The sequence below is a fragment of the Rhodococcus sp. WAY2 genome, assembly GCF_009859915.1.
In the GTDB taxonomy this organism is placed as follows: domain Bacteria; phylum Actinomycetota; class Actinomycetes; order Mycobacteriales; family Mycobacteriaceae; genus Rhodococcus_F; species Rhodococcus_F oxybenzonivorans.
The window spans coordinates 311,074-337,217 of record NZ_CP046574.1 but is presented as its reverse complement, the minus strand read 5'-3'; the positions used below and the strand labels follow the sequence as shown (position 1 = coordinate 337,217).

Sequence of the window (26,144 nt, the reverse complement as noted above, 5' to 3'; positions counted from 1 at the left end):
TCCGGCTCAAAAAAGAGAACCTCGGTACGACTGCGAGCATGGGTACAAATGGCCCAGGACAGTCGGATTCCGGAACCTGTCGGCCTGGAAGAGCATCGTTCGCTATCGCCGCGAAATCCTCAACGCAATCGAATACGGCCTGTCTAATGCCCGCGTCGAGGCCAACAACACCCACCTGCGGTCGCTGACGAAGCGGTCCTACGGATTTCACAGCCCAGAGGGCCTGATTGCGATGGCGACACTGACCCGAGGAGGGGCGTGCCCAGCTCTGCCACAGCTTTAATCGCCCATCAAAGGGTCAGGACGGCCATCCGTCTTCGAGGTGGACGATGTGTGTCTGTCCTCGTTGAACGCCAGACCCCTCGGTGCGAGCCACCCGGCCAGCCGTGCCTTGACCTGTTCGGCCTGCTGCCGAGAGTGGCAGCATATGGCGAAGTCGTCGGAATATCTCACCAGAACCGGGGAGTCCGCCACTGCTTCACCAGCTTTGGAGCTCGCGGTGCGGTAGCGGACCCCAGCGGCCTCCAGGCCGTGCAGCGCAACGTTCAACAACAAGGGGCTGATCACGCCTCCCTGTGGGCTGCCCTCTTCGGTGGGAGAAAACGTCCCGGTCTCGATCACTCCCGCTTTCAACCAGCCCTCGACCAGACCTCGTGCAGGAAACCCGCCGAGCGCATCGAGAAGCCGGGAATGATCAATCTTGTCGAACGCTGCCGACAGATCGGCGTCCAAAATCCACACACGCTTGGCCAGCGGCCCTTTGAGCGTGGCGAACAGGGACTCGATCGCGTCGGCACAGCTGCGTCCGGGCCGAAACCCGTAGGAACGGGGCCCGAACCGGGCTTCCCACTCGGGCTCCAACGCATTGCGGACTCGCGCCTGATGGCATCGGTCCATGAGTGCGGGGATACCGAGAGGTCGCTGTTTGCCATTTGCCTTCGGAATGTACACCCGTCGAACCGGTAACGGCACCCATGACGAACGCGTCCGGTGCACCCGCACCGCCACCTCCGCACGGGCTTCGCTCGACAGAGCGGTTTCCCCGTCGATCCCCGCCGTTCGACGCCCAGCATTGCGTTGGGTCACCTGACGCACACTCACCAGCGTGTTCGACCAGGAGCCCAACATCAATTTCTGCAATGACCGGACCGTGGCCCAGTCCTGCTCCCGCGTCGCCTTGAAGATCCTGCGCCGTAACCTCGCTACGTTCTGTTCATGGGTGCGGCAGTCAATGACATCCCAACGCACGCCAACGTCCTCGGGTCCGTTCACCTCGACGGTGTCCAACTTGCCCCTTCGGTTCGCGAGGCCCTCGGCCCCGAATGTTCACAGGCTCACCTGCCCACGTCAGCACCCTCTCGGGCCCAAGCATTTTCGGGTTGGTATCCGGCCAGTTATGCCACGGCGGTCGATGGAGGTGTCGACCACACTGCCGCGGGTTTCCTGTTGACTTTCGGCCACCGGCATTGGCTTCTTGGGCATCCTGTCCCGCCGAGGAGTTCCGCCCCTCTTACGATCGGCCTACCAGTCATCAGCTCCGATGGGCTCGACGCTCGACTGGACAACGACGGGGTTTCCACTTTCCACTCACTCGAGTTGCGGCCGGGTTGGGTGCCCTCTTTACCCCGAGACCACGTGGTGCTTTCGTGGCCGCTCTCGTGCCTCCGGCCACCACGCGCCCCCTCTGCCAGGGGCAAGGTCCTATCGTCCCGGTCACCATCCCACCTTCCGGGGCTCCCGATACGAGGCGTCATCAAGGGTTCACTCACGTTCACCCGCCTGGCCTTCTCCCCGGCCTGGTGACCCCCGGATGGAACGGGGGCTCCTTGGGCAAAAGACCCCGAGCTTCGCACCTCGCAGACCAGGAGCCTGCGACGCACGCCGGGGCGGGAGACGGGCGGTCGAGCACTTGCCCGGCGCTATGTCACCAGCATCACCAGTCCTCCAATCCACATAGCTCGCTCAAAGTGAGCGACGGGTGTCGCACGACGAGATTCGGGTCATCGAATGCTGCGGACACCGCCGCGGGAGCGTGATTGAATTGGTCGGGTAGCCCCGACGCCTTACGGCGCCGAGGCCCCCTCAGAACCGGACGTGCGACTTTCACCGCATCCGGCTCAAGCAAGCCCCAAGGGCGTCTGGCCCCTGATTCCGCTGGCCCCACTGCCCTGTCGCTCGAGATGTCGGCAGTGGGCATGCGTGAGGCGTGTGGCCCGATCGCCGCCATGGGCGTTACCCAAGACGAGGGCAGTAGCGCGTAGCGCTCTCGTCATGGCCTTGATCCACTGTTCCCACTCTTGTGGGCTTTGTGGAGCGTGGTCGGCGTGCAGAAGGAATGTCCCGCACACGGGGCAGAGCCCGCGCTGCTGGAGCAGCAGCGAGGCTGTGAGACCACCGAGTTGCGCGTATGCCTTTCGTCGCCGACGTGCCCAATACTGGTCCAGGGCAGGATCGTCAGGTGACGCGGTGCCCATGACCATGTTGTGGCGGACGATCTTCGTCCAGGCGAACTGGCGTAGGTACTTCCCGCTGTCGCGGTCGCCGAACACCCATCGGTCTGTTCTGGATGGGTTGAACGTGCCGAAGTACCGATCCACGACCCAGTTCCTCGACTTTCTCGGGTGGGCGCGCAGCGCCCACCCGTAGAGGTGTTGCCACAGATAGTGATCCACTGCGGAGAACACCTCTTTGGAGACCACGCTCCGGTAGTAGCCAGCCCAACCCCGGATGATCGGGGTCAGTCGGCGGATCACCGCTTCGGAGTTGGTTCCCCGTAGGGAACGCACTTCATCGGCGAGCCGATGCCGGATGCGCTTCACTGCCGCTGCGCTGGGTCTGATGAGCAGTTTGCCGTCGTATCGACGGACGTTGAACCCTAGGAAGTCGAATCCTGCGTCGACGTGGACAATTCGTGTCTTGTCTTCGTTGAATTCGAGGCCCCGTGGCGCCAACCACTCACCCAAGCGGTGCCGGGCCTGTTCGGCTTGGCCCTTGGTGTGACACATGATGACGAAGTCGTCGGCGTATCTCACCAGCACCGGAGCTCCTCTTGCCACGTGCGCCCCATGGGGGTCGCGACGTGTGTAGTGAACTCCAGCGGCTTCCTCCATCCCATGCAGCGCAATGTTGAGCAGCATCGGGCTGATCACCCCACCTTGAGGGGTCCCCTCGTCGGTGGAGGTGAACCGGCCCTGCTCGATCACTCCAGCAGCCAGCCATCCGGCGACAAGCCCCCGTGCGGGGAAGGTTCCCAGATGTGCCAGCAGCCGCTCATGATCGATGCGGTCGAACGCTGCCGACAGGTCCGCGTCGAGCACCCACTGGCGCTTGGACCTGCGTCCTTTGAGCGTCCAGTAGATCGCCTCGATCGCGTCGTGACAGCCACGCCCGGGCCGGAACCCATACGAGCGTGGTTCGAACCGCGCTTCCCACTCCGGCTCCAACGCATTCGCGACCCGAGCTTGTTGCACCCGATTGTCGCTTGCCAGGGTGATGGGACCACCTCGTTGCCACGAGCATGGGACCACCCGAAGGTGTCATCGAGCATCGACCTCGCCTTCTGAACTGTCAACCGCGCCATGCCCCGGACGGGTGCGTTGCCGGTAGGACGGGCCCTCGATGACGAGGGTGTGCGCCGCGGAGGTGAGCCGGTCGATCGCCGACTGCGCGAGCAGGGCATCGGTGGTCATCGACAGCCACTCATCTGGGGACCTATTTGAGGAGACGATCGTCGCCTTGCGGCGATGGCGCTCCACGACCAACTCGTAGAAGTCGTTGGTCTCGGTCGCGTCCAGGGGCCGAAGCGCAAAATCGTCGAGGACCAGGAGATCGACGGTGGCGATGCGCCGCATCTCCGCCTCGACCGAGTTGTCGAGCCGGGCGGCGCGCAGACGGGCGAACAGCTTGTCGGCGCGGGCGCAGAGCACCGTCATCCGCCGCCGGATCGCCACGTGCCCGAGGGCGGTCGCCAGGTGCGTTTTTCCGACCCCGACCGGTCCCAGAACAAGGACCGAGTGGCCGGCCTCGGCGAACCGCAGCGACACCAGATCCGAGAGCAGGGATCGGTCGTAGCGGAGGTCGTCGAGGGCGTTCCAGGTGTCGATTCGCATCGACTGATCCAGACCGGCCTTTGCCGACCGCAAAGTCGCCGAGCGTGATTCCCGCCGGGACACCTCATCGGCGAGGAGCAGTTCCAGGAACGCGACGTGGCTGAGTTGGTGCTGGCGGGCCAGCGCCAGTCGCTCGGGCAGGGTGTCCTTGAGGGCGCCGAGCTTGAGGGCCTTGAGAAGGGCGATCAGGTCGGCGCCGATCGGATCGACCGGCCCCGTGGGGGCGGGTGGGGTGGTCATCGTGTCTCCTTCGTGTCGGTGTTGCCCCCGGCGATCACCGTCAGATGCCCGGTCCTCTCGGTGGCGACGCCGGTCCCGGCAGTGGCGACGGTGGTCCCAGATGTGGCGGGGCCGGTCCTGTCGGTGGCGAACTCGGCGGGGTCGCGGGTGAAACGGGACGGTGCCGCCGATCCGGCGGCTGGCAGCAGCGGCGTGGTGGTCTCGGTGGCGCGTTCGAGCATCGAGGCGATCTTGCTCACCGACACCACGTCCAGATCCAGCGCCGTGCTGCACGCAGCTTCGACCGGGTCGGGCCCGTAGCGGCGGACCAGCCCGAGCAGCCGGTAGACCGCCCGCATCCGGATCCAGGGCAACGGATCGTCGAGCAGTCTTTCGGCGTAGATCCCGACGGCGCGGCCGTGCCCGGCGCAGGCGCCGATCAGCCGGTCCAGATCGCGCATCGCATACCCGATCTTCTCGGTGGGCAGATCCTCCGGGTCGGTGCTGCGCCCACCGGCGGGCTGGCGCGGGTGCACCTTCACCAGGTTTCCGCGGGCGTAGAACTTCACCAGCGCACTGTCCGCCCGCACCTCGAGCACACTGCCGATCCACTGTCCCGGTATCGAATACAGCGCCTTGGCGACCTCGGCATGAAAGTCGCGGTGCACCTTGACCTGTTTGAAGATCGGCACGTCGTAAACCGGCGGGACGGGCAGCAGCATCGGTGCCTCGTCCTCGTCGAACACCTCGAGCGGGCGGGCGGCGGTAGTGCCGTGGGTCCGCATCCCCGCGGTGTCGCGGCACCATGCCTCGGCACGCTGTTGCGCCTCCGCTAGATCTGCAAATTCCTCACCGGCCCAGTAGTTTCCGCGCACATACTGAACGGCCCTTTCGACCCTGGGTTTGTCCTTCGGTGATCGGATCCGGGCCGGGTCCGTCACGAACCCGGTGTGCTGGGAGTAGTCCAGCCAACCCTGCGACAGCCGCGGGTTGACCGCGTCCGCGTCGGTCACAACCGGTCTCAGGTTGTCGGGGATGAGGACCTTGAACACACCGCCGAAGAAGGTCCACGCCGCTTCGCAGCCAGCGATCACCGCCGCCAGGGTCTGCGAGTACGTCAGCCACACGAACATGTGCCGCGAGTACACGGCGGTGAAGATCAGTGCGTGCACCTTGCGGCGCCGCCCGGTGTCCGGGTCGGTCAGGTATCCCAGGTAGCCGAAGTCGATCTGGCATTCGCTGCCGGGATCGCCGTCGACGATGCGGACGGTGGTGTCCTTGCGGCCGAAACCGCAGCGCTCGGTGGCGAATCGGTGCAACGTCCGATACGGCACCACACAGCCCTGACGGGCCAGCAGTGTTTCGATCTTGGTGATCGTCAGGGGTGGATGCGGCCCGTCGCCCGCGACCCACGCCCGAATCTGGTCCTCGAACCCCAGCAGCTGGTCCCAGGCGGCGCCGTGTCCGCTCGGGCGGGCCGGGCGCACCGCCTCGATCACCGCGCCGATCAGCCCATCGTCGAGGGCGTCGACACAGTCGCCGCGCTGCAGCCCCGCTGCCTGGGCGGCCTCGATGTATCGGCGGGCCGTTTTGCGGTCCACCCCGCAGTGCGCCGCAATCGTGCGCAATCCCGGCGGCCGGGACCCGGGCACCCCGAGCCAGATCCGGAGCACTTCCTTGACTTCGTTCACATTGACCTCCCGAAACGCCATGCCCGTCCGCCTTCGTGACCGGGGATACCGACACGACGATCAAACGAGCGATCCGACGGGACTTCGGCGCGACGCGCCGGGTGGTCCCATGACTGGCAATCCGAGTGGTCCCATGAGGGTGGCAGAAATCAGGTCAAGACGGTCCCATGCTCATGGCAGGCGACAACCCGATCACGAAGCACGGGAATCCCTAGTGGACGCTGCTTTCCATTCGCCTTCGGAATGTAGACACGCTTGACCGGTCGGGCCTGCCACAGCGCAGTATGCCGGTGCAGATCCACCGCCAACTCAGCCCTGGCAGAGGAAGTCAATACGACTTCTCCATCGATGCCCGCGGTCCTGCGTCCAGCGTTGCGCTGCGTCACCCGCCGCACACTGTGGAGCGTGTTCGACTGGCTTCGCAGCATCAGTTTCTGCAAGTTGCGGACCCGTTTGAGATCCCCTTCTTGCGACGCCTTGAAAATCCTCCGCCGCAGCCGCCGTACGTCCTGCTCCACTGAGCGCCACGAGATCGCATCCCAGTTCGTCATGACGTCTTGTGGTCCGTTCACCGAAGTGGTGTCCAACTTGTCCGCAAGTTCTGGCGTTGTCATCGTCGTCTCTTTCAAAGGCTCACCTGGCCCACGTCAGCACCCTCCACGGGTTCGAGTGTTCACTCGTATCCGGCCAGTTATCCGAACCCCGCCGTCGGAGGAGACGACATCAAGTCGGGTCGGTTTCCTGTCGCCTTTCGGCCACCGGCATTAGCTTCTTGGGCCATCCTGTTCCCGCCCAGGCGTTCAACCTTCCTCACGGTCGGCCCACCGGACCACCAGTCCGGACCAGAGCGGGGTTTCCACGTTCCACATGCGCAAGACCCGGCCGGGGTGGGTGCCGCCTCGATCCCGGGGCGACGGTGTTCATACGACCGGTCAGATACCCCCGGTCGCCGTCTGCCGCTTCTCAACGGCGAGCCCTTACCCCGGCCCAAGCTTCCATCTATCCGAGGCTCATCTTGACGAGACGTTTCGGCGGTTCACTCACGTTCACCCGTCCGGCCTTCCCCTCACCTGCCGCCCCGGGATGGATCCAGGACCGCTTCGGCTTCTACCCCTGAGCTTCGCACCCCGCCGTTACCAGCGACGCACGTCAAGGTGGGGACGGGCCATCGAACACAAACCCGGGCTACGTCATCGACAACACCGCCGACCTCCAATCAACGCGCCACTTGACGCATGCGACCTCGTGTCGCACCATCTACGAGATGCCTGTCAGATCGGACGAATAGGACCTTAGGCAAGCTCTATTCTGCCTGGTCGGAGAGGCATTTCTCTGTCACGACGCTCGCTCAGCACCCAGCCTCATCAGTGGATCGAAGCGTAGCGACCGCCAACAAACCGGAGAACGTTCAAGCACCCGCCTGGACGGGCGGGTAATCATGTCGGAAGAACCTGCCTGCGCAAGCGCTTGATCATTCAACAGATGACTCATCCGCCGAAGAGTAGGTAGAGCCCGCCGACGGTGTAGACAACCATTGTCAGCAACAGGGCCAGCTGCCCACTGAGTTGGTGACGCTTGGGCAGGAGGCGTAAAGAGCGATCATGGGCAGCGATCACCCCGAGAACGTGGCCGGTCAGAACAAAAAGAACCTTGAGCGACGCCAGCAACGTTGGGTGCGCCGACAGCACATAGGAGACATCCCGCTCGGACAATCCCAAGGGATCCCATCCACGCCCGAGTGGATCAACGAGGAGCACCGCCGTGACCTGACCCTTTTCCACGAGGTAGGTCAAATAGTGTGCGAACACATATCCGACGATGATGGGAATCAGTGAATAGGAAAGCAACCCAGGCAGCTTCGCCCGTTCGCGGGCAGGTAACCCCGGTACCGCGCGTGCCGCAATCCAGAAAGAAGCGCCGACCACGGTTACGAACAACAAGAGGCCGGCGGTGCGCACCACAGTTGCAGTGAGTTCGTGATTCACGATCGCGGCGCTGCTGGACACGTGGTCCACGGCATTGCGCCACCAAGGTCGTGCCGAGAAGCTATCGAATGCGGTAGACCCAAGCAGTGTTGCGGTCAATGCCACCGATCCGGACCGAACCTCGGTCGCCGTCAGATTGTTGAGAGGCATGCGCAGAACAAACATCCCCACGGTGATTCCCCGGCCCACCGCGGACAATCTCGAGACCAGGGTGCTGTATACCTCGAACGGGTCCGCGCGTTCGCACCATCGGGTTCCACACACGATCGTGCCGGTCAAGGTAACCACGAGGTACGTTATGCACCATGCCCGGATCGCCGCAACTGATCCAGGATCAGACGAGACCAGTTCGAGCCAGACGAGGGCGAACAAACCGGTGACTGCGGGCCAGTAGCCCCACCTCTCCCGATACTGAACGAATGCGTCCGCCGGCGATCGGCGCAGGACTGCACAGAGCAGCCAGTGAACCGAGCGCACCGGCGAAATCAACCTCCACACAGGACCGAACAGCAACGACAATGCAACCAAGCCCACCCAGAGCAGAACGTAGAAGGTTCCCGGAAGCGCATTGGCCGCGGACTCGGCGGGGCCGAAGAACGCCGCCATACCCACCCACGCCGTGAGGGTCAATCCCAGCCCTGCAACGACGGCTCGTGTCACCCCCGACGATGCCAGGGCACTGACCCAACCCGGCAAAGCCCACCCCGGTGTGTCCGCGCGCAGGCGGGGGGTGCGCCAGGCGAAGACGAGGATCGCGAAGGAAATGCTCAACGCCCACGCGGCGCCGACGAACGCAAACGCGAATGGGATGGGCAAGTCCGTGCTGCCGCCGAGCCCATGCGCCAGAAGCGGACTGCCCAGTGTTCTCACCGCACGATCAAGGTAGCCAACGTTTTGTCATGGTGGTGCACCTCGATCGCCACCTGACCGGGAACGTCGACAGTGAACGTGAAGCTCTGATCGGCGGTCGGTTGCACAGCGAAACTGTATTCTGGGACGGAGTGGACATGAATTTCCTCATCAGTGTCACTACTGACCCGAAGAGTGATCTTCTCGCCCACGGTGGCGTCGATGCGCTCATTGGACGGTGTCACCTCGGTACCTTCAATCTTTACCGGAATCACCAATCCGCCATCCTCCGGCGGTGCCGGTGCTGTAGAAGACACCGAAGCCGGCGGAGCAGATGACACAGCAGACGTTGTGTCACCCCATCCAGAATCCGAACCTGACGAACACCCCGTCAGGAGCAGGGCCGACAGACCCACCACGGCGAGACCTCGAACAGTCCACGATCTGTTAGTCATTCTGTTCTCCAGGGTTTGTGCACGCCGAGGATTCCACGCGGTTGGTGGTCGCCTTTTCTAGCAGCGCCGCGGCGGTACAGGCGCGTTCGTCGATCATGTTTATCGAGTTTGGTCGGGCGGTGCCGAGGCCACCTCTCACCTCCCGACCTGTTCATTTGCCAGAGCTTCCGCTGCGCTCGTCAGCCCGGTGAGGTCCCGGACTACACGAACGCGCTGGCAATATTCCGCATATAGGGGCAGGTCGCATGCTCCAAGGCCCCAGGAGTAACGTGGCTCTGGAGTCAGCCATATCGTTTCCCTTGCACGCCGGGTGATCTCGGCGAACGCCTCGATGTTCGGATCGAGACCATTGCTTCTACCGTCGGCAAGGACAAGCACTGTCGTCCGCCTGCCGACTGCATTGCCGAACTCTTCGAGGAACTGGCCAAATGCTGCTCCATGGTCGGAGTTCGCATCCACATCTAGCACGGTGCCGCCGAAGACGAGACCAAGCGCATGCTCGACTGAATAGTCCGAGAACAAGTCCGTGACTTCGGCCAACTCCGACACGAACACGAAAGTGCGGACCTGGCTCACAAGGTCCTGCAGACCGTGCACCAGGTGCAGCGTGAATCGCGCGGTTGCGCGCACCGAGAGGCTGACATCGGTAAGGAGCACCAGGCGTGGCTTGTCCTCGCTGCGCTGAACGGTCACAGGGCGAAAGGGAACGCCGTCATAGCGCATGTTCCGCCGCATCGTCCGTGAGGAATCGACGCGTCCACGTGCCCCCACCTTACGGCGATGCGTGAGCGCGCCGTGCAGGCTGTGAGCGAGTCGGCGCAACGTCTCTTCGAGTTCTGCGCGTTCACGCTCGCCGACGTGGTCCACCTTGGCGACGGCATCTTCCCTGCCCTCGATCACCCTATCTTCCAGTGCAAGAAGCGATTCAAGATGCTTCTTCAGCGCTGCGGGCAGGTTGGCTAGCACCCCTGCGAGGCGGTGACGCAAAGCACGGGCTTCGTCTTGCACATCTCCTTGCGGAGCGTCAGGAACATCGTCGAGCCACCCGAACAATGCGTCCTGTTCCGCGATGGACAAATCAGCGTCCACTCGAGTGCCGGTGGTCGTCGAAAGGGAACCGGCAGCAACTGCACCGTGAAGGTGATCCGTTTCAATCTGGACTCGGTTGCCCTCACCCAGGACGGTTGTAGCGTCCTGGCTGAATACGATCTCGTCGGTCAATGAAGCCAGATCGATCTTGTTGGCTTCCTGATGCAGATTGTACTGAATCGCAAGGTCGTCCGGGTCGAAGTATTCACGGATGTCCGACGGCGCACCGTGCTCGTGGCCTTGCTGAGGTAGCTGTCCAGGCTCTTCCGACAAGGTGAAGGAGTCGAGGTGCCCGGTGTCTGAGAGGTCGTCGTGCCCGTGCCCGTGCCCGTGCCCGCCGTCGTCCGGCTGTACACGGACCAACGAGAAATACAGGTCGTACACTTCATCGAAGACCTGATCGTCTGCACAATCTTTGACCAACGAAACCCGAAGAACCTCGCGGAGAAGCTTGCGATCGGCAAGCACGGTGGGCAACGCCGCAGCCCTCATAGCGTCGAGCATTTCAGGAACCGAGATACGCATTCCGCGCAGTCGCAGCAGCCTGATGAAGCGATGCAAGCTCTGTTCCATGGTTCAGTTGCGCTTTCCGATGCGCCGCCCACTGTTTCCAAATCCCTTGGCAAAGGATCGACTTCCCTGACTGGACGACCCTGCACTTACCTGTGCCGGTGTTGCGGCGCCGGAACCACCATAGTAGTTGTCATTATGTCGACCGGGCGCATCCTTGGCCGCTCGGACCGCCCTTCCGTCGGGCCCGTGGTCTTCGTCTACATCTGTTGCAGCAGGTTCAGAACCGTGACCGTGACCGTGGCCGTGGCCGTGGCCATGGCCATGGCCATGGCCGTGCTGGTGTTCATCGATGTCGGCATTTGGATCCAAAAGCTTCGGCAACGCGTCGACCGCCTTCCGCACGTCCTTGTCGTACTTGACGACGACAGAGACTGTGTCACGCAGCAGCTTTGCCGTTAGCTCCGTGGCGCCGAGAACCGCAAGAGTCCGGGCCCAGTCAATGGTCTCCGAAACACTCGGGGACTTACGCAGATCGAGATCACGCAAACCTCGAACGATATGAACCAACTGCTCGGCGAGCGCGTCGGTTAGCCCCGTATCCTTGGTTCGGACGATCTCCAGTTCACGCTCCGCGGAGGGGTAGTCCAGGAAGGCGTGTAGGCAGCGGCGCTTGAGGGCGGCAGAGAGATCGCGCGTGTTGTTGGACGTGAGCACGACGTACGCGGGCGTCGATGACGTGAAGGTGCCGATCTCAGGCACGGAGACCTGATTCTCTCCCAGCAACTCCAGCAGGACGGCTTCCAAGGCCTCGTCTGCGCGATCAACCTCATCAATGAGTAGCACGACCGGCAACTCTGAGCGAACGGACTCGAGCAGCGGCCGGGGGGCAAGGAAGCGTTCGGAGAAGAACACACTTTCTTGAGCCGCGATTCGATCGACTGCCTCGCCCAGCGTCTCCGCATCGGCGACGAGCTCACCAATCTTTTCCTTCAGTACCTGGGTATAGAGCAGTTGCTTGCCATAATCCCACTCGTACAGAGCCTTCGTCTCATCCTGGCCTTCGTAACACTGCAGACGCAGCAGACGACGACCGGTCACCAGCGCGAGCGTCTTCGCCAGCTCGGTCTTCCCAACCCCAGCAGGCCCTTCCAGTAGTACTGGTTTGTCAAGTTTCGTCTGGACAAACACGGTGGTGGCCAGGCGATCATCAGCAATGTAGCCGTGTGAGGCGAAGCGGGTAATCACATCGGCGACGGAACTGAAGTCGGGTTGCGAGATTGTCACGTGCGCTCCTTTCAGGTGGTGATGGTCCCGCCCGGCTCCGGGCGGGACCACCTCGCGGGCTCAGCCGATCAGATCGTCAAGATCGCCGGTCATGCAGTGCTCGACTACCGGACGCACCGTCTCGAAGGTGCATTCCTTAAGGTTGCCCGGTGTACAGGCATCGCCGAGGACGTGGTGGGTGATGCGATCGACGTCCGCACCGTTACCTGTAATGGTCGGCGAGTTCTCATAGAACTTTGTCGGACCGGTGCCAAGTCGATTCTTGCTGTAGGAATCCTTGGTGACGTCGGTGAACTTCTCCGGAATGCCGACGTCACGCAGAAGCTGGATCGCAGCTTCCAGCGCCGCGTGGGACGCCCGCTCATCTGTCATGCCGTGGGTATCGATTCCCATTGCGACCGCGATGTCTGCGAACTTCCGGTAGCTCGCGGTCATGTTGAACGCCCACACCCGCGGCAAAGCGATTGCATTGTTGAGTCCGTGGTGTGTGTCATAGAACGCGCTGATGGCGTGGCTAATCGAGTGGATGATGCCGAGTCCGCCCGAGTTGAAGGCCTGCGCTGCGATGTACTGGGCGTACATCATGCCTTCACGGCCAGCCAGGTCCGAACCATTCCATGTGGCCGCGCGCAAGTTCTCTGAAGTCAGCTTGATTGCGTGCAGGGCGTTACCCAACGACGGCTCAAAGTTCAGCCTCGAGACATACGGCTCGCTTGCATGAGCGAGGACGTCGAATCCACACTGAGCCGTGTAGTCGGTGGGACAGGTGTAGTACAGGACCGGATCATCGATGGCGAGCGTTGTGACACTCGCATCGTCGAACGCGACGTACTTATGCGGCTTCTCGGGGTCGGTCGTGGTGTCGGTTATGACGTAAGCCCACGATGTCTCCGACCCGGTACCCGCGGTGGTGGAAACGGCGATATGCGGCGGGTTCTTGGGATTCTCGCTTTTGTTGAAGCCCTCGAATTCGTTGACATTACGCCCATCGTGGGCGACTGCGATTCGCGCGCCTTTGCAGGCATCGTGGCTCGATCCACCGCCGATCGAGACGAAGCTGTCGCATTTGGCCTCGGTGTACATCGCGACGGCATCCATCACGTTGTAGTCTTTGGGATTCGATTCGACCTTGTCGTAGACAACCACCTCGAGCCCGTGGTACCGCATCGATTCGACGATCTTGTGCACGGTATCGGTGCCACGCAATCCTGACGTCATCACGAGGGTCTTCTTAAAGCCGAGCTTGAGGGCCTCCGGGCCGATCATCTCGTGTGCGCCAGGTCCCATCATGGCGCGGGGAAAAGGGTGGAACTCTTTGATGGGAAACGGCTTTAGCAGTTCATCGACCTGCATGACGTGGATCCTCTCCGCGAGCGATGGAATGTTATTCGCGCAGCGCGACCCGAAGCCGCGCTGCAAGATCGACGTTATGACGGGAAAGAGGTAGGGAGGAAGAACATATCCGGGAAACCGTTCGCTTATCCGACAGAAACCACCCGATAGACGGGGCCGTGCCCTACCCATTCGGGTAGTTTCGAGTAGGTATGAACAATTCTCTCCGCGTGCTGCGGACACGGATTCATGGCAGCGTGTTGCCGCACCCATGCAGTCGACGCCCGTCAGGTCCCTTTGACACTTCGCTGGTTCCTACCCTCACTGGAAGCTTCAATTCTATTTCTCGAAAGCATGTTTAGCTACCATCTGCGGGAGGGCAGCAGGGGTGGGGGCGACTTCAGGGACCGGCAGAAAAGGTCGATCCAGCAACACATGGGCGCCGGTCGGCCGGACACAACCGTTGCTGACCGATTCGATGCCGTGCATGCGAGTAGGTCATCGACGACGAACCTGCCCATCCGCAGGCGACAGGGCTTGGCCGAAGTACGTGACGGCGGGTTGGTCCACCGATCGCGCGGCGTCAGCTGTTCCTGAATCGGTGGGCACCACGAAGATCGTCCCGCACCGCATTACGACATCTGTGCGCCATGGGTAATGCAGCCCCTAGCAGGTCCCAAATCTCGAATGATCCTCGATAGCAACAGAACAGCGAGCTCTAATCCGAAACGGTCCGATCCGGAGCGATCGGCCGCGAAAGGACTACGCAACCGGACGGCCGGCTGCCTGCACCCCTCCGCGACGGTCCTCGCGCTACCACCCCGACTGATCGGGCATGCTCGTGCGCACCGTCATCGGCGGCCGCTCGCGAGCGCCCTATCTCGGCGGCTCAACGATGACGAGACTGCCCGGGTGTGGCCAGTGTGGGCGGTGTGGTGCACCAACCGAGATGTTCGTGAAGCCACGAACCTCGCAAACGGCGGCAGGAGTGTCGCGGCGGGTCGTCTCCTGGTCCGCCGCCGCGGCGTGACTGTCGAGCGGGGTGCTCTCAGAAAAAGACATCCCAGGAGCTCGAGTGTCAAGCGGCAGCCTTCTCGACGTGATGTGCCCAGGCCGTCGTTTCGTCGTAGCAGGTGCGGGTCTTGAGGCATCCATGCAGGATGCCGACGAGTCTGTTGGCGAGCTGCCGTAGGGCAGGGCCGTGGTCAAGTCCTCGGGCGCGTTGTTTGTCGTAGTAGGCGCGGGCGCCAGGAGAAGCGTGCAGGGCCGAGAACGCCTGCGAGTTCAGCGCATCGACGAGCCGATCGTTGTGAACGAACCGGGCCGCGACGACCTTCTTTTTGCCGGAAGCGCGGGTGATCGGACTGGTGGCGGCATAGTTCTTGCGGGCCTTCGCAGTGGCATACCGTTCCGGGTCGTCGCCGAAGTCACCGAGCACCCGGGGACCGAGCAACGATCCAAGCCCCGGCTGGGACAGGATGATCTCAGCGTCCGGGTGCCGGCCAAAATGCTCATCGACCTGCCCTTGCAACGCCTTGATCTCGTGATTGAGAGTGCTCAACACGGCGACGGCGGAGCGGGTGGTGGCCGCGTAGGCGGTGGTGATCACCGCCGCCCGGCCCAGGTGTTCGCCGCGCAGAGCGGCATGGATCCGATCGGTCTTGGTCTCGATGTCGCGGCGGCGGGCGTTTCGGAGCGCCGCGGTGATCTGCCCCCGCGTCAGTCGCGCCGCCGAGGCGGGGTCCGGCGCCTTCCCGAGTAGCTCGAGGGCATCGACGGTGTCGAGGTCGTCGAGCGCCTCCAACGCGGCAGGGAAGTACTCGCGCAGCGCGTGCCGCAGTCGCTGGGTGTGGCGGGTGCGTTCCCAGATCAGGGTCTTGTGTGCCCGGGCGAGGACCTTGATCGCCTCGGCCTCGGGACTGTCGCCGGCCACCGGCCGCAGCTGGTGCGAATCGGTGCGCACCATGTCGGCCAGCACGTGGGCATCGGCGGCGTCGCTCTTGGCGCCCGAGACACCGCTGCGCTCCCGAAACCGGGCCGCTTGCAAAGGATTCACCGCGAACACTGTGTACCCGGCGGCCACCAACGCCGCCACCCACGGGTCGCGATCGGTCTCGATTCCGATCGCCACCTCGGACTCGTCGATGTCGTTGCCGAGTTGGTCGCCGATCATCGCGTGCAACCGCGCGATCCCGGCCACCCCTTCCGGTAGCCGCGCCTTGCTGAGCCTGCGCCCGGCCAAGTCCATCAGCTCGACATCGTGATGCTCTTCCGACTAGTCATCTCCGACGAACAACCGCACTGAGCTTCTCCTATCCTCGCGCTCTCGGACCACATTCGGCAGCGTGCGGAAGAACCATCAGCGCCCTAATGAAGCAGTGCTCACGCCAGAGCGGGCACGACATCCCATCAGCGATTCCGTTCTCCCGGCGGACGGGCGGGGGCACGATCTTTTCCAGGACTCCGGGTCCAGGGGGGCGAAGTGCTCACCTGCCCGCCGCTACCGATGACGAGTCTGCCGTATGACCGGACCCGCCGACTCTCATTAGGGGGCTGCTCCCGCTCGCAAATGTGGAGGGCGCCTGTATCGGATCGAGATCAAACCCCGGGTCCACACCCCGATCCTGCTGTACCCAGACCAACGGCGCGAACGGGCGGTCATCGCACGGGCTCTCGCCCGCTCGACTCGCAGCGCTACCGACATGGCTTCACACCTATAAGGCCCACCGGCAATACTCCGCCATCGGCTGACCCATGAATCTATTGACCAGCGCCCCCGTCGCGCTGGGTGCCGACTACAGTCGTGCCGTCGACGACGGCACGACTGTAGTCGTGAACTTCAGAGCGTTTGATGCAACGGTTCGCGCAAATTCGGTTAGGTGCCGGTCTGCAGCAAATAGGCACCGGCGCCGACTCAGGGGCAACCTCGCCAGTTGATATCCCTTGAACGACGTGAGGGTGGACGGGACGGATCGCGGCGCCACTACCGACCACCTGGGCAGTCTCGACCTATCCATTCGGGCAGTTCTGGGCTCGGACCATAGATATGACGGCAACCACACTCTAACGTTAGGGCCACTCGAGATACTGCCGAGCATCGTTCTCGGTTTTGCATGGCCAATCGGTTCAGCCTCGTCGGCCTAACGGTTTCGGCCTCATCGGGAGAACGTTCACCAAAAGAAGGGGCACGTCAATGACAACAGCAGCCACTCGGCGCTCACGAACAGCGCGATCCGGTAGCACTTCACCTGTCGATCATCCAGCTCCGGTGTCGCGGGGCGGATCGATCTTCTCGATCGTACTTGCAGTCATGTCGGTGCTCGCGCTCGCGCTGGTGTGGCGTACATATCAGCAAATCTGGGCGCTGGAGAACGGTCTGGACTCGCACGACCCCGACTTCAACAAGTATTGGCTGAGTCTCGCTGCGGCAAATATGATCCTGCTTCCGTCGGCGGCGGCTCTTTGGTACGCGTGGATGTGGACATCGGCCCGGCGGCTGCCAAAGGAGATGACCCGCAAGGAAGAGGGCCGGCGGCTGTGGAACCTGTGGCTTCTTGTCGCGGTGTTCACGACAGCAGTGTTCTTCGGAGGAAGCTACGCCGCCGAGCAGGATGCATCGTGGCATCAGATCGTCACCCGCGACACAGCTTTCACTCCGAGCCACGATGTGCTGTTCTACGGGGCCTTCCCGCTGATGATCTACTTGTCTGCCGGCGTGTACCTCTACGGTCGTACCCGTTTGCCGCACATTTACGGTGGTAAGCGTCTGCCGGTGTCGTTCGCGATGATTGTTGGCGGCAGCTTGCTGCTGCTGTTCCAGGTGGCAATGAACGAGTTCGGGCATTCCTTCTTCCAGGCGGAGGAAGTGTTCGCCGCACCGTTGCATTGGCCGTTCGTAATCTTCGCCTACCTGCTCGCTGCGACGTTCGCGATCTGGTTCGAAACATTGCCACGGATCTTCGAACTCGCCCGCCAGGAGCGGGAACTATCGATTCATGCCGACGAATCCCCGAGCGAACCGGCGGTAGCGACGATGAGTGAACCCGGTGACACCATCGTCAGTCGTCGATAAGTTCCCCCTGGCGGGTTCGAGGGGAACGCAGCGGGGGTGACGGAGCCGATTGGACTGGGCTCTGTTCGTCCCCGCTGCGCTCATCCCGAACAGCGCTTAGCCTAGATGCTCTCGAACCGAGAGTGCGGTGTCACCCGCATACATACCCTTTCCGATAGCCGCCCGTCGCGCGGATAAACAAATTGCCCGAAAGCTGGAGCCGATTTTCATGACTACCACTACTCCCCCTATCGATTCGCCCCCGCAAACAGACAAGACCAGACCACTGTTGAGCCGGCGGTGGGACGTACTGCTGGTAGTGGGTGCCGCTCTACTGATTGCGGGCGCCTTTCATATCAATCAGATGTTGTTCGCGGGTGACTGGTCGTTCTGGGCCGACTGGAAGGACCGTGAGTTCTGGCCGTTGGTCACCCCATCCGTCGGCATCATCATTCCCGCAGCGGTCCAATACATTACATGGGACCGACTTCGACTGCCGCTCGGCGCAACCCTCTGCGCGGTGGTGTTGTTGTTGACCCAGTGGCTCTCCCGTTGGGGAAGCTTCGACCTGTGGGCGGGCATTCCCCTCAATTTCACCTGGCCCGAAACCTTCATACTGGCCGCGATTCTCCTCGATGTCACCTTGTTGGTGACGAAAAGTTACCTGCTGACATCGGTGATCGGAGGTTTGATCTGGGGTGGGCTGTTCTGGTTCTTCAACTTCCCTGCACTCTCGCCGTTCTTGTCTCCGGTCGACTTCCACGGCACCCTGCTCACCGTGGCCGACACGATGTCCTTCCACATAGGTCGGACGCAGACCCCCGAATATCTTCGGATGATCGAGGAGGGTCACCTGAAGTCACTTGTCGGCAATATCACGATCGTCGTGTCCTTCTTCTCCGGAATGTTGTGCGCGGCGACCTATTGGATCGGCCTGGCTATCGGCAAGTATCTAGCGGTCAAGCCGACGGGCAAGTTCTTCAAGCTGACAACCGACTGAATCGATGGCAATGCACATGTTTCGTATAAACGGGGCCCCCCCACGCAATCTTCCCCGCCTCGGACTCCGACGCAAGCGACTCACCTCACTTCTGGGCGTCGTCGGATTCCTGTTCCTGTTGACGCCACCGCCGATCGCCGCCGCTCATGGCGAGCAGAGCCAGCAGGCGTTCGAACGAACCTCGACGATCTTGTTCTACGACACACACTTCTCGACGCAGCAACTCAACATCGGTGAGGATCTGACGATCACCGGGACCATGCGGGTGATGAACGCATGGCCGGACCACACGATCAAGCCGCCGGAACTGGGCTTCCTGACGGTCAACCAACCGGGACCGCAGTTCTTCATCGAAGATCGGGAGATGTCGGGGATGTTCACGCCCCAGTCGGTGAAGGTCGTCAAGGGTGGCGTTTACCCGTACAAGATGGTTCTGAAGGCGCGCCTGCCAGGGACTTGGCACATCCATCCCGCGATGGCGATGGAAGGCACCGGCACCCTGGTCGGTGCCGGCCAGGACATCACAATTAACGATGTCGGAACCTTCGCCCAACCTCAAACGCTGTCCGATGGAAGAACAGTCGATCTGGCAACATTCGGTCTTTCGCGCGTCACAACATGGCACGTGATCGGACTGGTGCTCGGGGTTCTGTACCTGGCCTACTGGCTGCGAAAGTCCATTCTGCAACGCGCCATGGTTGTCGGCGGGGGGCGTGCATCAACTCTGGTTTCACGGCGCGACCTCAAGGTCGGCGTTGCGTTCGCCGGGGTCGCAATGTTGATCGGGACCGCAGGGTTTGCCTACGCGACCACATCAGATGGCCCGCACGTCCCGCTCCAGGTGGCCCGATACGAACCGGTGCCTGAAGCGCCGAGCTCGTTGGCATCGCACATGGACACCAAGGTCGACAGCGCAGTATTCCAGGAAGACACTGGGAAACTGGTGATGAAGATCCAGGTCCGCAACAACGCCGATTCGGCGATCAACCTGGACCATCTGCAATTCGCTGACTATGAGGTGTTCAACAAGGACCTGGCCGCGCAGGGAATGGCCGACGGTCAGAACGTTGCGACAGTCTCGCCGAGCGCGGCTATCGAGCCGGGCGCGTCCCGTGACCTCACGATCGAACTCGATGCCCGCGAGCTGGCGGCGAGAAACCTGTTGCCCCTGAACGAGGCGCAGATTCGGCTCACCGGATTGATGTTCTTCCGCGATGCGAGCGGACAGGAATCCGCGGCGGAGATCAATGAAATGACGTCCGGGATCCTGCCGCAGTTCGGATAGAAGAACCCGGTGCGGTGTGGATCGATTAGGGCCGAACCACACCGCACTGGATAGCAGGTGAGTTGCAACAGTCAAGAAGGAGTCTCGCTGATGGATGTGACCTACCTCGCCCACGGCGGGCAAATGACCGGCGATGAAATGGCTCTGATGGGGGGCGGATTGCTGTTCGCCCTGCTCTTCCCGCTTGCCGTGCTGCTCATCGCAACACGGCGAACACGCCGAGAGGCGACCCCTGACCCAGTTGCCGAGGTTCCTCACGAACCACATGATGACAGTCGGATTCCGGAATACCCAGCGAATCAAGACAAGCCACTACGTATAGGAACGGCGCACGGCAATACCGGTCGACACGCACCAACGGAGGAATTGTGAATCCTGCGGACCACCTCGCCACGGTCGTGGCACCAGCTGCCGAAAATGCATCCTCCTTCGGCGTCCTAATCAGCCTCGCTGCCCTCATACTCGCGGTGCTGATACCCATGTCGGCCATCGCCTTTGCTGTCCTACGGAACTCGTCCCCATCGGGTCCGGACGCGGAAATCGGGCTGGGAACTGTCAGCTTGCACGACGAAATGTGGCAGTTTATCGCGGACGTCGAACGCGGCACCATCACGTTGTCGTCTCTGGAGGCGAATAAGGATGCACCCTGCGCGGTCGCGAAGCGGTCTAGCTGGCAGCAAGAAGAACTACCCTCATGATGATTCGACGAGCCGACACTGGGCCCACTTTCGCGATCATCCTGCACCGCATTGCACTCGTGATCAGATATGCTCCAGGGAGATCAACACGCCGGTCCTCGTCGAACAGACGACTCCACATCCCAACACAACAAGCTTAGGCACCTAGGATCCGCACCTTCGGGCGCGCTACACGATGTCTGCGCGGACCCCGCGGGGGGGTCGGCGCAGACAGTACCGAGGAAGGGAACGTATCAACGATGCGTGTTCCGTTGACTACCAATGACTTCATCGACCGGGCTGAAGCCGTCTACGGCGACCGGGTCGGGGTGGTGGACGAGCCAGTGCAGCCGGCTGCCTCCCTCAAGGAACTGACCTACAGGGAATTGGCGCGCCGAGTCAGGGCAATTCAGGCCGGCCTTGACAGTATGGATGTTCCCGAAGGCGCACGGGTCGCAGTCGTCAGCCACAATTCCGCACGGCTGCTCGAGATGCTGCAGGCGATTCCCTCCTCCGGACGAATCCTGGTTCCGGTCAACTTTCGGTTGCAACCCGAGGAAGTGTCGTACATCGTCGACGACTGCGCACCAGACGTCCTGCTGATCGACCCCGAACTGGACCACGCACTCTCGAAGGTCCAGGCTTGCCATAGATTCGTCCTCGGGAATGAGTCCGACGATGCCTTGCTACGGTTCGGCGTCGAGCCACGTCGATGGCAGGGGCCGAACGAGAACGCCACCGCGACGCTGAACTACACGAGCGGCACGACTGCCAAACCCAAGGGCGTCTGTATCACCCACCGCAACATTTGGATCAATTCAGTCACCTTCGGATTGCACCTGCAGGTCAGCGACCGTGATGTGCTGATGCACGTGTTGCCGATGTTTCATTGCAACGGGTGGGGAATGCCATACACCGCCACGGCCATGGGGGTCAAGCAGATCGTTCTGCGTAAGGTCGACGGCACCGAGATACTGCGCCGTGTCGAGGAACATGGAGTCACCCTGATGTGCGGCGCTCCGACGGTGTGGAACATGGTGCTCGACGCCGCCCAAGAATGGGAAGGACGGATTCCGGGCCATGGCCGGGTGCGTCTGGTCTGTGCCGGAGCACCACCGCCGTCGCAAACCATCGCGCGGATCGAGGACGAACTGGGGTGGCAGTTCAACCAGATCTACGGTCTCACCGAAACCACACCGCTACTTGCGGTGAATCGTTCGCGCGCCGAATACGACGACTTGCCCGCGATCGAGCGCGCTAAAAAGCTCGCCCGCGCCGGCGCACCTTCGTTGGGAACCGCGCTCACACTCGACGACACCGGAGAAGTCCTGGCGGCGTCGAACACTGTAATGGCCAGCTACTGGAATCAGCCGGAAGCGACGGCCACTGCGCTCAGAGAAGGATGGTTCCATACCGGTGACGGCGGAACCATTGGGACGGACGGATATCTGACGATCACCGATCGAAAGAAGGACGTCATCATCACCGGCGGAGAAAACGTCAGCTCCATTGAGGTCGAAGACGTACTTTTCACTCATCCCGCGGTGGCAGATGCCGCGGTCTTCGCCGTACCCGACGACAGGTGGGGTGAATCCGTCACGGCCGTGGTAGTCCTGCGTGATGGCGAAACGGTGACCGAATCCGAACTGATCGCCTACGCACGCACAAAGCTCGCCGGATACAAGATTCCTAAACAGGTGTTCTTCCGCGCGGAAATCCCTCATACCGCCACCGGGAAGATACAAAAATTCAAGCTCCGTAAACAATTCTGGACCGGCGATCGACAAGTGAATTGAGCCTGACCCGCTCGGCTCGCCCCGACTGCTAACCCCGCCGGCGATGGCCTTTGGTTGACAGACATCCGAAGGTACAAGCGATGCTTGGCGAGGTGCATCATCGAATCGAGGATCTGGCGCACAGCTGAAGTCCAGGCCGAAAACGTGTCCGCCTTGGTGATGGCAGGTGCCGCGAGGGACTTACGGTGTCCAATCACCTTTGCGGGACATGCGAAAGACCCAGCGTGCTCGGGGCATCGTCAGACCCGCCCCACCCGCTGAGCCGTAGGTCTATCGGACGCTTCACCCCGACGGGCAAGCCGCGAGATCGGAACCTGGGTTGACGTCGCGGCGCGCTCTACTTGGCCGCCGCGAGAAGCACGATGGCGGTAGGGACGCCGGCGCGCCTAGAGTTTGGAATGATGTAGCCCGACATCAGCCAACTTGTTGACCAGATTGTCCGATTGGGCAGGTTGAGAACTACCCGGAACGCCAGTCCGCTCCGCGAGCAATCTACGTATCGTGGTCACAACAGCTGAGATACAGTTAATCAGCGCGGCGGAGGCACTCCTGTGAGCGCCCCGCAGGAAACACGAGTTCATCTGTCGGTCGCAATGTGGAGAAGGATAGACAATGTCGCGGTCAGCGAAACCCGCTAGCTCAGTTGACCTCGCCTCGCTCGTCGAGTCACAGAGTCTTCCCGGGGAACCTGAAATCCGATCCGTTGACGACACTCTCCATGTCAGCTATTCCCATGCAGACCTTGTCATCAAACTCAAGAAGCGGCCGTCCCAACCACTGTGGGACACTAAATGGGAAGTCAGCGTGCGGGAACCCACCCCAGGCCTCGGGACCTGGTGGGGCGCATGGAGTCAATCCTTTGCAGCGAACCGCGCCGACATAGGCAACCTGCTTGCGGGAGAAATCACTGAGACAGCTTGCCGTATTCGGAACATGCTCGACGACCATTCATCAATCATCCCTGTCCCTGATCTCTAACTTCGCGCGAATCTCCGCGAGATCTGATATTTGATTTAGCTCGACTATGGCAAAATGGCAAACCTGAGATTCCGACACTCTGGATATGCTGGCGCGTGACCAGCGCATTTGACCGGTCTGAGCGCCACCACTCAATCGATCAAGCACAGGTCTACGAAGTTCTCGTCGGCCGGACGCCTCGCCAGTTCGAGATGCGCTGATTGCTTATTGCCGATCAGGTTTCACGTTCCATGGGGATCATTTTTTCGCACACTCCGGTTCGAATCACGTGTGGTGTCTGCGAACAACCCAACACAGGAGGACGACCGCAATGGCTCTGCTCACCATCGGCGATCAGTTTCCCGCGTACAACCTGAAAGCCGTCATCGGCGGTGACCTCTCCAAGGTCGATGCCCAGCAGCCCGACGACTACTTCACCACGATCACCAGCGACGATCACGCCGGCAAGTGGCGGATCGTCTTCTTCTGGCCCAAGGACTTCACGTTCGTGTGCCCCACCGAGATCGCCGCATTCGGCAAGCTGAACGACGAGTTCGCCGACCGCGACGCGCAGGTGCTCGGTGCGTCCGTCGACAACGAGTTCGTCCACTTCCAGTGGCGTGCCCAGCACGAGGACCTGAAGACCCTTCCCTTCCCGATCCTTTCGGACCTCAAGCGTGAACTGGTCGAGGCCACCGGCGTTCTCAACGCCGACGGTGTCGCCGACCGCGCCACCTTCATCGTCGACCCCAACAACGAGGTCCAGTTCGTCTCCGTCACCGCCGGTTCCGTGGGCCGCAACGTCGACGAGGTCCTTCGTGTCCTCGACGCCCTGCAGTCCGACGAGCTGTGCGCCTGCAACTGGAAGAAGGGCGATCCGACGATCGACGCCGGCGAACTGCTGACTGCGAGCGTCTGAGTCATGACTGTCGAGCATCTGAAGAACTCACTCCCCGAATACGCCAAAGACCTCAAGCTCAATCTGAGTTCCATCGGGCGCAGTACCGTGCTGAACGAGCAGCAGCTGTGGGGCACCCTCCTCGCCACCGCAGCTGCCACCAAGTCGGCGACCACCTTGAAGGAGATCGCCGAAGAGGCGGCCGACTCGCTGTCGGCCGAGGCCTACAACGCAGCTCTGGGTGCCGCGTCGATCATGGGCATGAACAACGTCTTCTACCGCACCAAGGGCTACCTTGACGGTAAGTACGACGATCTCCGTGCGGGCCTGCGGATGAACATCATCGGCAACCCGGGTGTCGACAAGGCCGATTTCGAGCTGTGGTCGCTCGCGGTCTCCGCGATCAACGGCTGCAACCACTGCCTCGAAGCCCACGAGAACACCCTCCGGCAGGAAGGCGTCGACCGTGAGGTGATCTTCGAAGCGATCCGCGCCGGTTCGATCGTCGCGGGTGTCGCCCAGGCCGTCGAGACCGGCCGCACACTTGACGTTGTTGCAGTCTGACCCCTACCGCATAACAGCTGCCCGTGTGGAGCGGACGACATCGGCTCCCCCTTTCGCCGGGACCTGCGGAACACACCCGAGATGGACCGTTTGCCTACCTGAAGTATTTTCGGTTCGTTCGCGAACGCTTATGCCAAGGTCGGTGGGTTCTGACCCACTTTCGCTGACGGATCGTCGTCTCCGCGTGTCGCCCCGGTGAGGCGGGAGAGCGTAAGAGATGATCGTGCTGGTGTTCCCGAAGCTGTTGTGAATTGGGATGTCTTGCTCTCGCACGTGAAGGGTGCACGATTGTTCCATCGACGTCCTGGGGGGAGGGGTACGCATCCGTGCCGCACCGGCGTCGGTGTCGTGCGTTGCCGGCCTGTGATGATTCCTCGGTCGAGTCCACAGCCGGTACGAACGCACGTTGGTCGACGCCGCCGTCGGTAATCTCCCGATTCGTCTGTACTGCGTGTGCGCCGCTTCCTGTGCAGTTCCACCACGTGCGACCAGCGCGCACCTTCGCCGAGTAGATCGACAGCCTGAGCACCTGATTGGGGCGTCGCACCCCTTTACGAAAGTGCCTCTAAATGCGGGCTGCGCGATCGGCGCTGCGGTACATGTCGCCTTGTGCGGTCGATGGCGATCATCACTTGGCTTTCGGATTCGTTGGCTACCTGCGTCATCACCATTCCTTCGGCTCGCTCGTTTGGGTAGCGAGGAGGGCACAACAGCTTTCGGCTTCGCAGACCTCTCGTGCTCCACTGCCACCGACGGCACCGACGGGGACTCAGGCCGTCTAGGAGCCACCTTTGGTATGAGGCAAGATCCCGGTTGGCGGCTTGGGGGTACGTTTGCCGATCACGATCCCTGCGGGAACGAACAAGCCGGAATGGGCCCGTCACTGCATGGGCTCATGGGCTGGATGACAGCTCGATCCGATACTATCCCTGGCCAGATCTGGATCGTTTGCCTCTCGAGAGCTTCTCGACAACGAGGATCACCTATAACAAGCGACGGCCAGTGGCACGCCGCCACCGCGACACGGGTGCAGATCGTCTTCGCCGCTGCGCGAGTACCCTTGAGAGACAAACGTCGATCACTCACCCGGGGTCTAGTATGGTAGCACGGTCAAGACCTAACACTGCATGCCTCTCTCTTGCTTCATCTTTGCGTCGTCTCCGCTGTCGCGGCGGACCCGACATACGTAGGGGTCATTCAACTGTCAAATCGGGACGCTTCCGTTCGAGGCTGCGCGATTTGTGTCCTGAGATGCCCACAGAACAGCGCGAGGAGACGGCGATGGAAGTCTTGAGGTTGGTTGGGTCGGGAACTGGCGCGGTGGCACGTACTGGCGGTAGGTCGCGGAGCCGTTGGTGCCCAGGGGGTTTCCCTCCGGGGTGTTCTTCTC

The 26,144-nt window shown here is 62.0% G+C and carries 17 protein-coding genes and 3 pseudogenes; 8 read left to right on the top strand and 12 right to left on the bottom strand.

What is annotated here, in order from left to right; all coding sequences use genetic code 11:
- The first annotated feature begins 76 nt into the window (after positions 1-76).
- The gene (locus tag GFS60_RS40055; protein ID WP_328799867.1) at positions 77-283 is read left to right on the top strand and encodes a transposase; all 207 of its coding nucleotides are present in this window, start codon (positions 77-79) and stop codon (positions 281-283) included.
- A 24-nt stretch (positions 284-307) separates the two neighbouring features.
- Here the strand turns inward: GFS60_RS40055 and GFS60_RS36170 are convergent.
- The 12 genes and pseudogenes from GFS60_RS36170 to GFS60_RS36120 all read right to left on the bottom strand — a co-directional run.
- A pseudogene (locus GFS60_RS36170) lies at positions 308-1,272 on the bottom strand (reverse transcriptase domain-containing protein); the annotation flags it as partial.
- 667 nt (positions 1,273-1,939) lie between these two features.
- Positions 1,940-2,107: pseudogene (locus tag GFS60_RS39700) on the bottom strand (IS1380 family transposase); the annotation flags it as partial.
- 10 nt (positions 2,108-2,117) lie between these two features.
- The gene (locus GFS60_RS36165) at positions 2,118-3,527 is read right to left on the bottom strand and encodes a reverse transcriptase domain-containing protein (RefSeq protein WP_328799860.1); all 1,410 of its coding nucleotides are present in this window, start codon (positions 3,525-3,527) and stop codon (positions 2,118-2,120) included.
- Between the two features lie 9 nt (positions 3,528-3,536).
- Complete coding sequence (locus tag GFS60_RS36160; RefSeq protein ID WP_054246178.1) at positions 3,537-4,349, bottom strand: ATP-binding protein; 813 nt, start codon at positions 4,347-4,349, stop codon at positions 3,537-3,539.
- Positions 4,346-6,040 carry an IS21 family transposase gene (istA, locus tag GFS60_RS36155; protein ID WP_082359731.1) on the bottom strand — a complete coding sequence of 565 codons (1,695 nt, stop codon included), beginning with the start codon at positions 6,038-6,040 and terminating at the stop codon, positions 4,346-4,348. The genes GFS60_RS36160 and istA overlap by 4 nt, the downstream gene beginning before the upstream one ends.
- A 128-nt stretch (positions 6,041-6,168) precedes the next feature.
- Positions 6,169-6,633 (bottom strand): reverse transcriptase N-terminal domain-containing protein, encoded by a 465-nt coding sequence (locus GFS60_RS36150; RefSeq protein WP_328799859.1) that lies wholly within the window; start codon positions 6,631-6,633, stop codon positions 6,169-6,171.
- Between the two features lie 873 nt (positions 6,634-7,506).
- Positions 7,507-8,874 carry a hypothetical protein gene (locus tag GFS60_RS36145; RefSeq protein ID WP_159929332.1) on the bottom strand — a complete coding sequence of 456 codons (1,368 nt, stop codon included), beginning with the start codon at positions 8,872-8,874 and terminating at the stop codon, positions 7,507-7,509.
- A complete protein-coding gene (locus GFS60_RS39695) occupies positions 8,871-9,098 on the bottom strand; it encodes a hypothetical protein (protein ID WP_236603709.1) in 228 nt (75 codons plus the stop codon). Before GFS60_RS39695 ends, GFS60_RS36145 begins: the two co-directional genes overlap by 4 nt.
- A gap of 345 nt (positions 9,099-9,443) precedes the next feature.
- A complete protein-coding gene (locus GFS60_RS36135; protein WP_159929330.1) occupies positions 9,444-10,970 on the bottom strand; it encodes a VWA domain-containing protein in 1,527 nt (508 codons plus the stop codon).
- Between the two features lie 3 nt (positions 10,971-10,973).
- Positions 10,974-12,194, bottom strand: coding sequence for an AAA family ATPase (locus tag GFS60_RS36130; protein WP_159929329.1), 1,221 nt, complete (start codon positions 12,192-12,194; stop codon positions 10,974-10,976).
- A 60-nt stretch (positions 12,195-12,254) separates the two neighbouring features.
- Entirely contained in the window at positions 12,255-13,547 is a 1,293-nt protein-coding gene (mdo, locus tag GFS60_RS36125; protein ID WP_159929328.1) for an NDMA-dependent methanol dehydrogenase, read from the bottom strand.
- Positions 13,548-14,604: 1,057 nt separating this feature from the next.
- Positions 14,605-15,828, bottom strand: a pseudogene (locus GFS60_RS36120) (IS110 family transposase).
- 891 nt (positions 15,829-16,719) lie between these two features.
- On the opposite strand from GFS60_RS36120, the gene GFS60_RS36115 reads away from it, so the two are divergent.
- The 7 genes from GFS60_RS36115 (at position 16,720) to GFS60_RS36085 (ending at position 24,754) form a co-directional block, all read left to right on the top strand.
- The gene (locus GFS60_RS36115; protein ID WP_159929327.1) at positions 16,720-17,598 is read left to right on the top strand and encodes a methane monooxygenase/ammonia monooxygenase subunit C; all 879 of its coding nucleotides are present in this window, start codon (positions 16,720-16,722) and stop codon (positions 17,596-17,598) included.
- A gap of 208 nt (positions 17,599-17,806) precedes the next feature.
- The gene (locus GFS60_RS36110; protein ID WP_159929326.1) at positions 17,807-18,577 is read left to right on the top strand and encodes a methane monooxygenase/ammonia monooxygenase subunit A; all 771 of its coding nucleotides are present in this window, start codon (positions 17,807-17,809) and stop codon (positions 18,575-18,577) included.
- Between the two features lie 4 nt (positions 18,578-18,581).
- The gene (locus tag GFS60_RS36105; protein WP_159929325.1) at positions 18,582-19,862 is read left to right on the top strand and encodes a methane monooxygenase/ammonia monooxygenase subunit B; all 1,281 of its coding nucleotides are present in this window, start codon (positions 18,582-18,584) and stop codon (positions 19,860-19,862) included.
- A 90-nt stretch (positions 19,863-19,952) separates the two neighbouring features.
- Entirely contained in the window at positions 19,953-20,234 is a 282-nt protein-coding gene (locus tag GFS60_RS36100) for a hypothetical protein (protein WP_159929323.1), read from the top strand.
- 565 nt (positions 20,235-20,799) lie between these two features.
- Positions 20,800-22,335, top strand: a complete 1,536-nt coding sequence (locus GFS60_RS36095; RefSeq protein WP_054248916.1) for an AMP-binding protein — start codon at positions 20,800-20,802, stop codon at positions 22,333-22,335.
- Between the two features lie 1,288 nt (positions 22,336-23,623).
- A complete protein-coding gene (locus GFS60_RS36090; RefSeq protein ID WP_109330702.1) occupies positions 23,624-24,211 on the top strand; it encodes a peroxiredoxin in 588 nt (195 codons plus the stop codon).
- A gap of 3 nt (positions 24,212-24,214) precedes the next feature.
- Positions 24,215-24,754 carry a carboxymuconolactone decarboxylase family protein gene (locus GFS60_RS36085; protein ID WP_159929321.1) on the top strand — a complete coding sequence of 180 codons (540 nt, stop codon included), beginning with the start codon at positions 24,215-24,217 and terminating at the stop codon, positions 24,752-24,754.
- Positions 24,755-26,144: the final 1,390 nt, after the last annotated feature.